The organism is Microbacterium sp. lyk4-40-TSB-66 (assembly GCF_030209475.1).
GTDB lineage: Bacteria > Actinomycetota > Actinomycetes > Actinomycetales > Microbacteriaceae > Microbacterium.
In genome coordinates this window covers 352,837-368,086 of the sequence record NZ_JARVRW010000003.1, presented here as the reverse complement: position 1 = coordinate 368,086, position 15,250 = coordinate 352,837, and the positions used below count along the sequence as shown (strand labels likewise).

Here is a 15,250-nt window from a genome sequence, read left to right as displayed (position 1 = left end):
GTCCCTCCGCGGCACGGCGCCGGGGCCAGAATGACCCGGTGATCACCGAGCGCCACGCCCCCGACCTGCCCGGCCGCGCCGTCATCGCGCAGCGGTGGAACCGCGCCGTCTTCGTGCACTGGCGGGTCGACCCGGCCGAAGTCGCGCCGCTGCTGCCCCCGGGGACGCGTCCCGACGTGCACGACGGATCCGCGTGGGTGGGCCTCGTGCCGTTCGTGCTGAGCGAGTTCCGGTTCCTGCCCCTGCCGCCGGTGCCGCTGCTCGGCACGTTCACCGAGATCAACGTGCGCACCTACGCGGTCGACGACGCGGGCCGGCGCGGAGTGGTGTTCCAGACGCTCGAGGCCGAGCACCTCGCCCCGGTGCTCGCCGCCCGCGCGCTGTTCGGCCTCCCCTACCGCTGGGCGCGGGCGGGAGTGCGCACCGATGGTCGCCGCATCGAGTACCGGTCACGGCGCCACGGCGGTCGGCATCCGGGCACCCGTGTACGGGCGACGCTCGGCACCGAGACCGTCGACACCGACCTGTCGCGTTTCCTCACCGCTCGCTGGGGCTTTCACGAGCGTCACCTCGGACGCACGATCTGGGCGGCGAACGCCCACGAGCCGTGGCCGCTGGTCACCGCCGAGCTCGACGTGCTCGACGACGAGCTGGTCGCCGACGCCGGGTTTCCCCAGCTCGCCGGCCGCACCCCCGACTCGGTGCTCGCGATGCCCGCCGATCACCCCGGTTTCATCACGCGGTTCACCGGGGCGCACGCGATCGCGTAGAGCCCGGACGGCGCGACGCCAGCAGGATGACGTTTCCCTCGCGAATTTCCGACGGGAACCTGCGAGGAAGTAGCCGTTGTGCGAGGAGACGCCGAAGCCCGGTCTGGAGCGGACTGCGCCGCGGATCCCGTGACCAGCAGCGGCGAACTGCCGCGCCGATCGCAGGATGACGTTTCCCTCGCAGATTTCCGACGGGAACCTGCGAGGAAGCAGCCGTTCTGCGAGGAAGCGCCGACGCCATGTCTGCAGCGCGCTGCGCCGCGAGTTACGCGACCGGCAGCGGCGACGTGCCGCGACGAGCGCAGAACGACGGGTTCCTCGCAGATATTCGCCGAAAAACTGCGAGGAAGGAGCCGTTCTGCGAGTAAGCAGCCGCTCCTCGACGAGGTCGACCGGTCTGCGTGAAGGCGGAACGACGGCGGCCCCCTCCGCTCCGGAGGGGGCCGCCGTGCAGGTCATCCGCGCCGCGGACCAGCCGAACCGAGGGTCACCCCGCCGCAGGTCAACCCGCCGCAGCTCACCCTCGCCGCGACTCAATCACGCTGGGTCGAGAACGCGTCCGGGTACTGCTCGAGCCAGGCGTCGACCGCCTCGGCCTCGCGGCCCTCGCCGAACTCGTTGACCACGAGGTCTTCGAGTGCGCCGTACTGCTCGTCGTCGAGCTGGATGCCGGAGATGAGCTCGGCGGCATCCGGGTACTGCTCGGCGAAGCCGGACGTGCCGAGGAAGTGCAGGGCCTCGGGGTCGCCCATCAGACCCTGGGGGTCTTCGAGGTCCTTCACGTCGTACGCGTCATTGGCCCAGAAGGGACGCCACAGGGTCACGGCGATGTCCTTCTGCGCCGCGATGGCGTTGTCGAGCTCGGTGAGCATCGCCGCGGTCGACGAGGTGACGAGCTCGAAGTCGCCGTCGAGGCCGTAGCCGGGCAACATCGTCTCCTGCGTCTGCTTCGTCAGGCCCGCACCCGGCTCGATGCCGTAGATGCGGCCGTCGAAGCGCGCGGCGTTGGCCTTCAGCTGCTCGATCGAGTCGATGTCGACGTAGCTGGGCACGGCGATCGTGAGCTTGGCATTGTCGTAGTACGCGCCGAGGTCGTCGATCTGGTCGCCGTAGCGGTCCATGTACGACTTGTGCGTCAGCTCGGGCCACGCCGAGGGGTAGATGTCGACGTCACCCTGGGCGAGACCGGTGTACAGGGGTCCCGCCTCGGTGAGCGTCTGCATCTCGACGTTGTAGCCGAGCTTCCCGAGCTGATCCTCGAGCAGGTAGGCGGTGCTGAGGCCGTCGGTCCACGAGGGGAGGAACCCCAGGGTGATCGTGCCTCTTTCACCGTCGCCGCCGGTGCCGCCTTCGGCCTGATTGCCGCTGGCACAGCCGGCGAGGGTCAGGGCTCCCGCCGCGGTGAGGGCGAGGGCGGTGGTGAGGTGTCGCGTGTTCATTGCTGTGATCTCTTCCGTTTCGTATGTGATTCCGTGTGCTCGCCGCGCGCGCGGTGCCAGGATCCGACGCTTCCCGACTGCGGAAGCGACAGATCCTGGCGACTCGCGCGGAGACGAAGGGGGGTGGATGCCGGGAGTCAGCGCCCGGCCGGCACCGGGGTGCGGTCGGTCGGCGTCTGCTCGCGCTCGGCGGGCGAGGTGACATCCGGTGTCTGCGGTGCCGACGCGGTCGTCGCCGTGGCCGCGCGGGCGGCGCGACGTCGACCCCACACGCCCAGCAGCGACCCGCTGCTGCCGGCACGGTCGCCGAGGGCGGCGGTGAGGCGGTCGAGGTAGACCGCCAGCACGACGACGCTCAGGCCCGCCTCGACGCCCTTGGGGAGGTTCACGGTGGAGATCGATTCCACGACCTCCTTGCCGAGGCCGTCGGCTCCGACGATGCCGGCCACCACCGCCATCGACAGCGCGAGCATGATGACCTGGTTCACGCCGGCCATGATCGTGGGCATCGCGAGGGGCAGCTGGATGCCGCGGAGGATCTGCCCGGGCGTCGCGCCGAACGCGTGGCCGGCCTCGACCGTCTCGGAGTCGACTCCGCGGATGCCGAGCTCGGTCAACCGCACGCCCGGGGGCAGCGCGAAGATGACGGTCGAGACGACACCGGGCACGACGCCGATGCTGAAGAAGGTGATCGCGGGGATCAGGTAGACGAAGGCGGGCATCGTCTGCATGAAGTCGAGGATCGGCTTGAGCACCGCGCGCACCGTGGGGTTGCGCGCCGACCAGATTCCCAAGGGGACCGAGATCGCCACGGCGACGATGGTGGCGACGAGCACGAGCGCGAGCGTCTGCATCGCCGTGACCCACTGGCCCATCGCCAGGATGAGCGCGAACCCGATCACCGTGCCGACAGCGAGCTTCCACGAGCGCAGGAGAAACGCCAGGGCGGCCGCGACGACGATGACCACGATGATGGGCGCCGCGAGCAGCACGTCGCTGAGCCCGCCGACGAGGAAGCGCACGACCACGGCGACGACGTCGAGCAGGCCCGAGAGGTTGTCGCGGACCCAGTCCACTCCGGCATCCACCCAGGATCCGACGGGGATACGGAAACCATCCATCAGCGCACCCCCTCGATCTCGGATGCCGTGACCCCGGCGTCGGCGGGGGTCCCGTCGAGCACCGCGTCGATCTCGGCGGAAGGAAGGGGCTGGGGCAGCACGGTGAGTTCCTCGGTGGCGGTGGGGCCGGGGCCGAGCGCCGCGAGCAGGGTCACGCGCGGGATGACCCCGGCGAGACGCCCGTCGGCGTCGAGGACGGCGAGGGGGAGCGGCGACTCGACGGAGGGGACGAAGAGGTTCATCAGAACGTCGTCGTCGCGCACGCTCTGCGGCAGGGGCTTGAGCTTGGCGAGCAGCGAGCTCTCCCCCGCGCGCACGAGCGTGATGGCATCCCGGTCGGTGATGATGCCGAGGGGCTTGCGGTCGCGATCGGTGACGTAGACGGCCGACATGTACGCGTCGCGCATCTGACGCAACGCCGTGCGGGGACCGGCGGAGGCGTCGACACGGGGACGCGCGCGCTCCATGACGTTCCCGGCGGTGAGTACGCGGGCGCGGTCGACGTCCTGCACGAACTGCTCGACGTAATCGTTCGCGGGGTCGGTGAGGATGTCTTCGGGGGTGCCGATCTGCACGATCCGTCCGTCGCGCATGACGGCGATCCGATCGCCGAGGAACATGGCCTCGTTCAGGTCGTGGGTGATGAAGACGATGGTCTTCTTCAGCGTCCGCTGCAGTTCGAGCAGCTGCTCCTGCATCTCGCGGCGGATCAGCGGGTCGAGGGCGCTGAACGCCTCGTCCATCAGGAGGATGTCGGTGTCGGCGGCGAGGGCGCGGGCGATGCCGACGCGTTGCTGCATTCCGCCCGAGAGCGCCGAGGGGAGCTTGTCGCCCCAGCCCTCGAGGCCGACGAGGGCGAGGATCTCGTTCGCCTTGGCGAGGCGCTCGGCCTTTCCGACCCCGCGGAGCTCGAGGGGGTAGGCGACGTTCGCGGCCACCGTGCGGTGGGGCAGCAGCGCGAAGTGCTGGAAGACCATGGCGAGACGGTCGCGGCGGAGCGAGCGCAGGCGCGCGGCGCCGACGCCGGTGAGGGCGTCGCCCTGCACCTCGACAGTTCCCGCCGTGGCCTCGTGGAGGCCGTTGAGCATGCGGATGATCGTTGACTTGCCCGAGCCGGAGAGGCCCATGATGACGAAGATCTCGCCGGGCTTCACCTCGAAGCTCGCGTCGATGACGGCGGCGGTCCCGTCGTCGGCCGTGTCTTCGCGGCGAGCCCCGGAGCGGAGCTTGTCGACGGCGGCCTGGGGCGCGCGGCCGAACACCTTGAAGAGGTTCTTCGCCGCGAGGGCGGGCTTCGCGGACGCGGGAGTCGCGTCGGCGGGAGTGGTCGTGGCGGGCCTCGTCGAGGCGGGCGTCTGCAGGGCAGGCGGATGGGTCACTGTGTGCACCTCAGCGGCCTTCGGGTGGCCGCAGCGGTCACGCCCGGGTGGCAGCCGTCTGCGCTCTCGGCGGGTGGAACGCATCAGCACCGGACATCGGATCCGGCGCTCAGGCCGCCGACCGTACGCTCGCCGCGTCGACTCCTCGAGTCGTCACCGGCGACCGCGGACTGGTCGGGTGGGCGGCCCTGAAACGGGCCTGCACAAACGTTTCATGCTGATGGAATGGCTGGCAAATCGTCGCTCGCCTTGCGATTCCGGATGCCGTGTGGCACGCGCGCGCATGTGCTCGGCGTCCTTCTGACACCGTTGTCGGACGGGCCGTCGATGTCGGCCCGGGCGTGTCGCTGGTCAGTCGGCGGCGGGCTCCGCGGCGGCGGAGCGGTGGTGGCGGATGACCTCGGCGACCACGAAGTTGAACCACTTCTCGGCGAACGCCGGGTCGAGGTCGGCGTCTTCGGCCAGGCGCATGAGGCGCGCGATCTGTTGCTCCTCGCGGGCGGGGTCGGATGCCGGCATCCCGTGCTTCGCCTTGAGCACCCCGACCTGCTTCGTGCAGCGGAATCGTTCGGCGAGGAGGAAGATCAACGCGGCGTCGATGTTGTCGATACTGCCGCGAAGCCCGTGAAGGATCGTCGAGGGGTCGGCGTCGGTCATGTGTCCTCCCAGATCGCCTCGACCCTACCGCGCCGGACCCCGGTCCGTCGGCCGTGACGCGGGAGTCCTACAGTGTGAGCATGAGCCGATCGACGCGTCCCGACCCCACCGCCGAGGGCGCCGACGCCGGGGCGTCGACCTCCCGAGACAAGCCGGTCTGGACGGGGATCTCGCGCCCGTTCCCCGCCGGGTTCTTCCTCACCCTCGGAGGGCTGACGGCGTTTCTTCTCGCGATGGCGCTCGGCCGGTTGTCGACCGTCCTCATCTACATCGCCATCGCCCTCTTCGTGGCACTCGCGCTCGACCCGCTCGTGCGCATGCTCGTGCGCCGCGGGCTCTCGCGCGCCTGGTCCATCGTGATCGTGTTCGGCGGCCTCGCAGTGATCCTCGGCGGAGCGCTGTGGCTGCTGATCCCGCCGGTGGTGCGTCAGGTGGAGCAGTTCATCGGCGACATCCCCGCCTTCGTCAACGACCTCATCGACAGCGACGCTGTGCGCTGGGTCGAGACGAACTTCGGAGACAGCCTCGGCGACATCCTGCAAGAGGTACAGGGCTTCGTGACCAACCCCGCGAACATCGCCGCGATCGGCGGCGGCCTGCTGCAGGTCGGTGTCAACATCGGCACCTTCATCTCGGGCGCGATCATCGTGCTGGTGCTGAGCCTGTACTTCCTGGCATCCCTGCCCCGCATGAAGAACACCTTGGTGCGTCTCACCCCCGCGCGGAGCCGCGCGACGGTGTCCGACATGACCGGGCAGATCACCGACTCGGTCGGCGGGTACCTGGCGGGCATGGTCGTGCTCGCCCTGTGCAACGCGGTGTTCGCGTTCATCGTGCTGATGATCCTGCAGCAGCCGTTCGCCGCCCTTCTCGCCGCCCTCGCGTTCGGGATCACCCTGATCCCCCTCGTCGGCTCCGTGCTGTTCTGGGCCACCGCCACGGTGTTCACCCTCATCGTGAACCCGACGGCCGGCTTGATCTTCGCGATCGTGTACCTCGTCTACATGCAGATCGAGGCATATCTGCTGACGCCGCGCGTGATGAACCGCACGATCTCGGTCCCCGGGGCGCTGGTCGTGATCGGCGCGCTCGTCGGGGGAACGCTTCTCGGCCTGCTCGGCGCCCTGGTCGCCATCCCCGTGACGGCCTCGGTGCTGCTGATCATCAAGCAGATCGTCATCCCGCGACAGGATGCCAAGAAGTAGGTCGCGCCGAGCGCGCGCCTGTTCTCGACCTCACCCCCGCACGAGCGGTCCCGTCGAGCCCCGCACCACGAGCGTCGGGTGGATCACGTCGTGTCCCGCCACCGCTTCGCCCTCGATCGCGGCGACGATCCGTCGCAACGCCAACGCACCGAGCGCGGCGAAGTCCTGGCGGATCGTGGTGAGGGGAGGCAGGAAGTGACGCGCGTCCGACAGGTCGTCGAAGCCGACGACGCTGATGTCATGCGGCACCCGGATGCCGCGGTCGTGCAGCCCATGGATGAGACCGAGGGCGATCTGATCGTTCGCGGCGAACACGGCCGTCACCTCGCCCAGGTCGTGCGACCGGCCGACGTCGAACCCGTACTCGGAGCCCCAGTCCTCGATGAGGCAGAGCCCCTCGACGAGTCCCGCCTCGGCGAGCGCCTCCCGCCACCCCTGAGCGCGCTCCCGGGCGTCGAACCAGTCCATCGGACCGGCGAGGTGGGCGATGTTGCGGTGACCGAGCTCGATGAGGTGACGCACGGCCAGTCGCGCCCCCTCGCGCTGATCGACGCCGACGGTGTGCCAGGCGGCATCCGACTCGGCCTTGATCACGATCGTGGGAAGGCCGGTGGTCTGCTGGCGGAGCTGATCGAGCGACGACTCGCGCGGAGCGATGACGCACACCGCGTCGACGCCCTCCGTGACGAGCTCCATCACCCGGGAGCCCGCCGGGGATAAGCCCCCGTCGTCGCTCGAGAACGCGCTCACGGCATACCCGACCTCGCGAGCGGCGTTCTCGAGCGCGCGGAGTGTCCTGTTGGGTCCGTTCTCGATCGGGCCGTCGACGAGCACGCCGATGCGACGGGGCCGCCCCGTGGCGAGGGCCCGTGCGATCGAGCTCGGCGTGTAGTTCAGCTCGTCCATGGCCCGCAGCACGTGCCGGCGCGTGGTCTCGCGGATGTGGGGTTGGTCGTTCAGGACCCGCGACACCGTCATGTGCGACACACCGGCATGGCGGGCGACGTCGTAGATGCTGGGCCGTTGCCACCCGCGGCTCGAAGCCGTCGGCAGCACGCCCGTCCGATCCTGCGGCGAGGACGTCGCGCCCCCGGAGGGCAAGGGGGGCAGGCGAGCCTGCCCCCGCTGCCGCGACATCAGTTCTTCGCGCCGTAGGGCGCGTCGAACGTCTCGGTGACCTGCGTGCCGTCGATCGTGGCACGAGCGGTCACGGTGGCCGTTCCCGCGGGGACGGACGACGTCCGCGAAGAGAACGCCACGCTCACCGTCTTCCCCGGCGGAACCGCCGAGAAGGTCTTCTTCCCGTAGGCGGTCACGATCTCGACCTCGGCGGATACGGCCGAGCGGTTCACCGCGGTCACCGAGACGTACGCCTTGCCCGCGATCATCCGCGTCGATGCCGACGACTCGATCACCAGAGCGGGGGCCGGGTCGTCCGTCCGCGGCGGGAGCGTGATCGTCCGGGTCGTCTCCTCGTTGCCGGCGGCGTCCTGCGAACGCACGTGTACGAAGCGCGGGGCGTCGGTCAGCTCGACCGAGAACGGCTTCTCGTAGGTGGCGAACATGTTGTTCGACGCCCCCGCGGGGTCGGCATCCGGTCCATCCGACCAGACCGTGCGCGACAGACCCGAACCGGGTTCGGCGTCGGTCGGCGAGAGGGTGACGAGGGCGGAGACCCCGTCGACCACCTCGATGCGATCACCGGTGACCGGTGCGACGGTGTCGATCCTCGCGCTCGCCCGCGCCTCGCCCACGGCACCGTCGGTGGCCGTGGCCCGCGCACGGACGGTGACCTCTCCCTGGCCGTCGACCGCGACCGGCTCGGTGTACGGCCGCCAGGTCGCACCCCCGTCGAGGCTGACCTCGGTCGAGGCGATGTCGGCCGCGGTCTTCTGCGCCGTCACGACCGCCTTCGGAGCGGTGAGGTACCACCCGGAGCCCTCGGGCGCAGCGTCGAAGGCGATGGACACCAGAGGTATCGTCTGGTCGACCGGCGCAAGGACGAACACGGTGGCGAGCGCCCCGGCGGGCGAGCCCGCGACGGTTCCAGACACGTCGAACATCGCCTCGGCCGTCGCGTAGGACTGCGGTTCGACGGCGTCCCAGGTCACGGGGATACCGCTGGCGGCCGTGCCATCGTCGAACGTGGCACGCACGGTGGCGGGCAGCACGGGGGCGACCCCCGGAGCGGTGACCACCGAGGTGTAGTCGACCGAGGTCATCGTCTGCGACAACCCGTCGGCGACGAACACCGTGGCTGCGACTGTCTGGCCCTCGTACCCGCTCACCCGCCCGGTGACCGTGAAGGTGCCGGGCTTCGCCACGTCCGCCGGCGTCACGGCGTCCCACGAGACAGCGCCCTCCCGCAGCGGTGCGTCGGCGTCAGCCACCCAGATGCGGGAGGGAAGGGTGGGCAGCACCCCGGTGAGGGTGCGCACCGCGACGTCCTCCGCGGCGACGAAACCGTCGCCCGGATCGGGGTCGGGGTCGTCGGGCGTGGCGACGCCGGTGACCTCCCACTCGATGACGCTCGTCGCGTGGGGCTGACCGTCGACGACCTGCCGCTCGAGGACGAGGCGCAACGCTCGCGTGGTCACGGCGTCGAACGTGACACTGACCGGAGCGAGCGACGTCTTCGGCTGCGCGGGGTCGAAGGCGGGCAGCGGGTACGCGACGTCGTCGCCGCGCACGGGCTCCCACTCCCCGGCGGCATCCTGATACTCCAGCGACCATCCCGCGGGGATGCGGACACCCCCGTCGCCGACCCCGGCGTTCTGCCAGAGGAAGACGGTGGATGCCGACACCGTCACCGGCGCATCCCACGTGTAGGTCGCGACGTCGTCGGCGGGGGCGGGAGCGACGCCCCACGTGCCCCACATCGCGTTCAGGTTGTCGGTGGGCGCCGATGCGCCGTCGTTGAGGGCAGCGGCGGAATTCCACGGCGGGACGTAGCTGACGGCGACGTCGGGCGCGTGCTCGCCGGTGGCGAGGGCGATGTTGCCCGGTGTCTCGGCGGAGACGGGCGAAGGGATGGCCGCGGCGGTCCCGACGGCGAGGGCGAGCGTGACGAGGGCGACGGACGCCCGCGTCAGAAGGCGGGGTGTGTGCATGGTGGGTCCTGTCGTTCTCACGCGTCGATCGGGGCACGGCCGGCCGCGAGCAACACCTTCTGACGGTCACGGGCTGTGAGGAGGTTCGCCTCGGTGAAGGACTGCGAGACGGATCGCACAGCCTCCAGGAAGGCCGCCCGATCGGCGAACGGCGCCTTCGCCCACACCTCTTCGAGCAGGCTCGGACCGCCCTGCCCGCGCGTGGGGTTGCGCACCTTGGAGTCGACGCCGGCGAAGGCGACGGTGGGCTCGGACCGCTGGAAGTACATGTGGTACGCCACGTCCTTGCCCGAATAGGCCGGCTCGAACGTGCGTCCATCGATCACGAAGACGTTGCCGGATCGCTGCGTGACGCCCCGGCGGATCGAGCCGTCGAGTCCCGCTCGCGTGGACAGCGCCAGCGAGGCGTACCGCGTCGACGAGTCGATGGCGGTCAGCACCACCGGGCCGTAGACGAGGGCTTGGATATCGCGGCGGTCGGGGGTGGGTTCGGCGCGCAGGCTGAGCGGGATGGTGACCGTGACCTTGTCGCCGGCCACCCATGAGCGGGTGAGCGCGACGTAGGTGCCGGGGGCGACGTCGACGTCCTGACGCTCGCCGTTGACGCTGACGGAGGACCCTCGCCCCCAGGCGGGGATGCGCACGTGCAGAGTGAAAGGTCCGGAGGGGGCGCGCGTGAATTCGAGGGTCGACGTGTCGGCCTCGGGGTACGACGACGTCTGCACGAGGGTGAGCCCCTTGTCGCTCCAGTCGAGCGTCGAGGCGATGTAGAGGTTGACGTAGAGGGCGTCGCCCGCCTTCGAACGGAAGTAGATCGTGTCCTGGTACTTGACATGGCTCTCGAGGGCGGTCCCGCCGCAGCACGTGCCGATGTTGCCGTCGCCGTACTCCTTACGGGTTCCGGGGTTGACCGGGAACATGTAGCAGTTCTCGGGGCTGACGGTCGATTCGGCGTCACGTCGGCCGCCGAGGATGTGGTTCAGCACCGTGCGCTCGTAGTAGTCCATGTACCGCGGATCCTGATCGTGCAGGAACAGCGAGCGGGCGATCTTGAGCATGTTGTACGCGGCGCACGACTCCGCGTTGCGCTTGCCGATGTCGCCGGCGACCGCGTCGGCCGGCCCCCACAGCTCACCCTCGCCCGTACCGCCGTGGGCGTAGGCCCGGCCCGGGACGACCATTCCGAACAGGTTCGTCACCGCCGTGCGGTAGCGCTCCTCCCCCGTCTGGTCGTAGAGCTTCAGGTATCCCGAGAAGGTGGGGATGTACTGATTGGCGTGCCGGCCGTCGAGCGTGTCGCGGTCGTCGGCGCACGCGTCGACGAGGGCGTCGTACGTGAAGAGCTTCGCCGCCTGCAGGAACTCCTCGCGCGCGGGGTCCGCGGAGCGCCAATACAGCTCGACGAGCACGTCGTTCATACCGCCGCACTCGCCGGCGATGTAGAGGGACCACATCTTCTGCAACTGCGCGGGGGCGCACTTCGACAGTCGCGAGTACACCCAGTGGCCGATCCCCTCGGCGAGCGACAGCGCGAGCGTGTTGCCGGTGTAGGCGTGCGCGTCGAGCAGCCCCGCCACGATCTTGTGCAGCGTGTAGTACGGCGCCCAGATCTCGCCGTACGGCGCGTAGTTCTCCAGGGCGGAGAACTGCCACTCTCCGTAGGCGGAGAGGAACCCCGGATGCGAGTACCGCGAGGCCGTGCCGACCTTCTGCGCGGCCAAGGCGGCCCGGCACTCCTCCAACCCGGCGACGAATGCGCCGACCTTCTGCGCGAGCGCCCCTTCTCCCGTCGACGCGTACGCCATCGAGAGTCCACTGAGGAAGTGCCCGGCGAAGTGGCCCCGCAGCAGACCGCCCGCGCCGCGCGCGTTCTGGCCGGCGCGGTACTCCGACGGCCCCCAGCGCTGGTCGTCGGGCGCCGGACCGAACTCCTCCCACCCGCCCGGCGGTGTGGCGCCGCGGGTGCCGAGTCCCGCGTTGCGGCGGAACACCGCGAGCAGGGCGTCGACGGAGTAGGCGCGGTTGAGGATGAGGGCCTGTTTCTGCGCGCGGGTGAACACGCTCTGCCCGAGCGAGACCGCGCTCAGCGGGAAGGGCTGCAGCGCCCACGCATCCGGCGCGACCTCGCGAGCGGCTGCACGCACGACGGCGGCCGAATGCCGCAGGCCCGGCGCGCGGAACGCGGATGCCGCGGACGTGGCGGCGGTCGCCGAGGGCGCCGTGAGGGCGCCCGACGCGGCGAGCAGACCGCCCACGGCGCTCGATCCGAGCAGGGCGCGCCGGGTGAGGACGGGGGGATCGATGGGGGTCATGGGGGGGTCTCTTCTCTTCATCGAGCGGAACGAGGGATGCCATACCGCGAGGCGAGGCGGGGTCGGAGAGGGAGTGGGGGCAGGCGAACCGGCCCCCACTCCCGTGACGTCAGTTCTGCGCGCCGTACGACGCCTCGAAGGTCTCGGTGACCTGCGCGCCGTCGACCGTGGCGTTGGCCGTGACCGTGACCGCTCCCGCGGGGATCGAGGACTTCCGCGAGGTGAACGACGCACTCACCGTCTTCCCCGGCTGCACGTTCTTGACCGTCTTGGTGCCGTACTCGGTGGTGAACACGAGATCGACGGCGACGTCGTCGTCGTTCTTCGCCGTCGCGATCACGTACGCCTTGCCCGCGATCATGCGCGTCGACGCCGACGAGTCGATCTGCAGCGACGGAGCGGGTGCCTCGGCGGCCCACGCCTCGAACTCCTGGATCGCGGCGGAGCCCTGACCCTCCTGCGCACCCCAGGACTGCATGAGGGCGCGCAGCGCCGTCGTCTCGACGGCATCGAAGGAGACCTCGTTCACCGCGTCCGATGACCGGGCGTAGGTGTCGTCGGTGGCGACGTCGCGCCAGACACCGGCCGCGTCGCGGTACTGCAGCACCCACGACCGGGGCGGGATCAGTCCCGCGTTCGCCGCGTCGGCGGCATCCCGTCCGAAGTGCACTCCCGCGCGATCCAGCCGCACCGGGCGCTCCCAGCTGAGCTGCACCCACTGCTCCCCGACACGGGGCCAGGTGCCCCAGCCGGTCGTGGTCGATCCGTCGACGGCGTTCTCGACGGGCGCCCACCCCGAGGCCGACGAGGCGGTCGGGGTCGCGTAACGCGCCACGTTGCCGACCATCGGCGCGTCGGGCGAGCGCGGGATGGTGGTCGCGGTCGGCGTCGAGACGTTGCCGGCCGCGTCCGTGGCCCGCACGGAGACGACGTGTCGTTCCAGGCTGGGCGCGGCCACCGCCCCCGTGAGCGGCGTCCAGGTGGTGGACCCGTCGATCGCGTATTCGAGGCCGACGAGACCGGAGCCGGCGTCGGTCGCCGTCGCCGACACGGTGCGCGCGGCGGCGTCGAGCTGCGCGGTCACCTGGGGCGCGGTCGCATCGATGCGGAACGCGGCCGAGGCGTCTGCGGAGACGTTGCCGGCGGCATCCGTCGCCCGCGCGACGACGGTGTGCGCACCATCGCCGTCCACCACGGTGTCGACGCGGCGCACGTCGGCGGTGTCCGTCAGGGGACCGCCGTCGACTCCCACCGAGATGCGCGAACGCACATCACGGTCATCCGTGGCGGTGGCCCGCGCGGTCACGGGCCCGACGTACCAGTCGCCGGCGCCCTTCGGTCCGCGCAGTTCGATACCGATCGCCGGGGCGACGGTGTCCGGCGACGTGTCCGTGCCGACGACCGTGACGGTCACCTGGACGCGCCCGGCGGCGTAGCCCTGCGCGGTACCGGTCACCGTGAACGAGCCGGTCGTCGCGTACGACGCGGGGTCGACGGCATCCCATCTCACGGGCGCGGCGACGCGGTCGGCGCCGTAGACGAGCGCGACGGTGTCGGGCAGCTCGGGTGCTTCACCCACCAGCGTGCGGGTGGTGGCCGGGTCGTAGCCGTCGGCGGCGACGGTTGCGACCGACCACTCCTCCACCGCGAGGGCAGAGTACTTCTCGGGCGTGGTCCTGCCCGGGGCCGCGTTCATCACGGCGCGCAGGCGCGTCGTCGTCACCGGGGTGAAGGTCACCTCGTGCATCTGCCGCACCGTCGTCGGGTAGCCGCTGGGGTTCTGCACGTCGTTCCAGCGCCCCTGGTCCCAGTACTGCAGCGACCAGGAGGCGGGAGCCGAGACGCCGTCGCCGGTACCGGGCTCGCGGTCGCTCCAGAACTGGATGGACGAGCGGTCGATTCGCACCGGCTCCGCCCAGTCGTACTGCACCCACTGGCTCGCCGGGCGGTCACCGGAGTACGAGCCCCACATGTCCGGCGGCAGCGGGTTCGGGCGCACGATCCCGTCGTTGAGCGCCGCGATCCAGTACTGCACGGGAACGGGCTCGTTGGAGGCGGATGCCTTCGCCCACGGCGCCACGTTCTGCGACGGCGTCGCGTCTTCGTCGCGGACCGGGGTGGTCACGACCGGCTTCATCCGCGCGGGCGTCACCGAGTCGTCCCACTCGACCTTGTCGACGGCGACCGAGCGCCGGAAGTGGTTCCCGCCGACCGCATCGGCGGTGTGGTAGGCCATGTACCACTCGCCCTTGAACTCGGTGATGGCGGGGTGGCTGGTGGTCGACGACACCGGTGCGAGCACGCGGCCCTGAGAGGTCCACGGCCCCATCGGCGTCGGCGCCGTGGAGTAGGCGATGCACGCGTGGTACACCGCGGGGGTGCACCAGCTGTCGGGGCCGGCGGTGTTGGCCGCATAGGCGAGGTAGTACGTGTCGTTGCGCTCGAACAGCCAGGCGGCCTCGAAGAAGCCGTCGACGCCGCTGCGGATCTCGGTCGGCGTGCCGATGAGGGTCTTCATGTCGGATGCCAGTTCCACACCGAACAGGCGGCTGAAGCTCCCCCAGTACATCCACACGCGACCGTCGTCGGCGACGTACACGGTGGGGTCGATGTTGTGGGCGTCGTTGCCCAGGATCTTCTGCGACACGATCGGGCCACCGGCGTAGTCGGTCCACGGGCCGGAGGGTGTGTCGGACACGGCGATGCCGATGCCGAACGGGTCGACCGAGGTGCTCCCCGCCTCGTGCACGGGCACGTACCAGTAGAAGCGGTCATCGGCGCCCTGCACGACCTGGCCGGCGTAGGCGCGCCCGGGGGTCGCCCACGAGAACACCTGCTCCGGACGCATCAGCGCGGGGTGGTTCTCCCACTGGCCGCCGTCGACGTCGGTGGTGGAGAACGACTGCCACTCGTTCATGATGAAGTCGTTCGTCGTCGGGCCCGCTTCGTCGCGGCCGGCGTAGACGTAGAGCGTGTCGTCGACGACGAGGGTGGCCGGGTCGGCGGAGTACACCGTCCCGTCGCCGAGCAGGGGGTTCGGGAGGGCGGCCGCGGGACTGACGGGCGTCAGCGCCAGGAGCCCTGCCACGAGGCCCACGGCGGCGGTTGCCGCCAGGGGCCGACGAGCGGTGTGTCTGGTCATGGGGTTCCTTCGAGAGAAGTGGCGTCGGGGGTCAGAGGAGAAGCACCCTCCCCGGCCGCCGCGCCGAGTCTGCGCGGGAGCCGGGGAGGTGCGAGGGAGGGAGGTGTCCGTGAAT

General features: G+C 70.6%; 10 protein-coding genes. 2 read left to right on the top strand and 8 right to left on the bottom strand.

The genetic code is table 11. The features are described 5' to 3' along the window. The first annotated feature begins 38 nt into the window (after positions 1-38). On the top strand, positions 39-770 hold the full coding sequence (locus tag QRO03_RS06770) for a YqjF family protein (protein ID WP_285136755.1): 732 nt from the start codon (positions 39-41) through the stop codon (positions 768-770). Between the two features lie 533 nt (positions 771-1,303). Here QRO03_RS06770 and QRO03_RS06765 read toward each other — a convergent pair. The 4 genes from QRO03_RS06765 to QRO03_RS06750 all read right to left on the bottom strand — a co-directional run bounded on the left by QRO03_RS06765 (position 1,304) and on the right by QRO03_RS06750 (position 5,366). Continuing rightward, positions 1,304-2,209 carry a glycine betaine ABC transporter substrate-binding protein gene (locus QRO03_RS06765; RefSeq protein WP_285136754.1) on the bottom strand — a complete coding sequence of 302 codons (906 nt, stop codon included), beginning with the start codon at positions 2,207-2,209 and terminating at the stop codon, positions 1,304-1,306. A gap of 137 nt (positions 2,210-2,346) precedes the next feature. Further along, positions 2,347-3,330 (bottom strand): ABC transporter permease, encoded by a 984-nt coding sequence (locus QRO03_RS06760; RefSeq protein WP_285136753.1) that lies wholly within the window; start codon positions 3,328-3,330, stop codon positions 2,347-2,349. Then, positions 3,330-4,709, bottom strand: a complete 1,380-nt coding sequence (locus tag QRO03_RS06755) for a quaternary amine ABC transporter ATP-binding protein (protein ID WP_502883011.1) — start codon at positions 4,707-4,709, stop codon at positions 3,330-3,332. Before QRO03_RS06755 ends, QRO03_RS06760 begins: the two co-directional genes overlap by 1 nt. Positions 4,710-5,060: 351 nt before the next feature. Further along, positions 5,061-5,366 carry a chorismate mutase gene (locus QRO03_RS06750; RefSeq protein ID WP_285136752.1) on the bottom strand — a complete coding sequence of 102 codons (306 nt, stop codon included), beginning with the start codon at positions 5,364-5,366 and terminating at the stop codon, positions 5,061-5,063. Between the two features lie 80 nt (positions 5,367-5,446). Between QRO03_RS06750 and QRO03_RS06745 the strand changes: the two genes are divergently transcribed. Beyond that, on the top strand, positions 5,447-6,571 hold the full coding sequence (locus QRO03_RS06745) for an AI-2E family transporter (RefSeq protein WP_285136751.1): 1,125 nt from the start codon (positions 5,447-5,449) through the stop codon (positions 6,569-6,571). Between the two features lie 30 nt (positions 6,572-6,601). Here the strand turns inward: QRO03_RS06745 and QRO03_RS06740 are convergent, their stop codons facing one another. From QRO03_RS06740 to QRO03_RS06725, 4 genes are all read right to left on the bottom strand, one after another. Then, on the bottom strand, positions 6,602-7,627 hold the full coding sequence (locus QRO03_RS06740) for a LacI family DNA-binding transcriptional regulator (protein WP_285136750.1): 1,026 nt from the start codon (positions 7,625-7,627) through the stop codon (positions 6,602-6,604). An 80-nt stretch (positions 7,628-7,707) separates the two neighbouring features. Next, positions 7,708-9,681, bottom strand: a complete 1,974-nt coding sequence (locus tag QRO03_RS06735) for an Ig-like domain-containing protein (RefSeq protein ID WP_285136749.1) — start codon at positions 9,679-9,681, stop codon at positions 7,708-7,710. 17 nt (positions 9,682-9,698) lie between these two features. Continuing rightward, complete coding sequence (locus QRO03_RS06730; RefSeq protein ID WP_285136748.1) at positions 9,699-11,993, bottom strand: glycoside hydrolase family 127 protein; 2,295 nt, start codon at positions 11,991-11,993, stop codon at positions 9,699-9,701. A gap of 109 nt (positions 11,994-12,102) precedes the next feature. Next, the gene (locus tag QRO03_RS06725; RefSeq protein WP_285136747.1) at positions 12,103-15,135 is read right to left on the bottom strand and encodes a family 43 glycosylhydrolase; all 3,033 of its coding nucleotides are present in this window, start codon (positions 15,133-15,135) and stop codon (positions 12,103-12,105) included. Positions 15,136-15,250 lie beyond the last annotated feature (115 nt).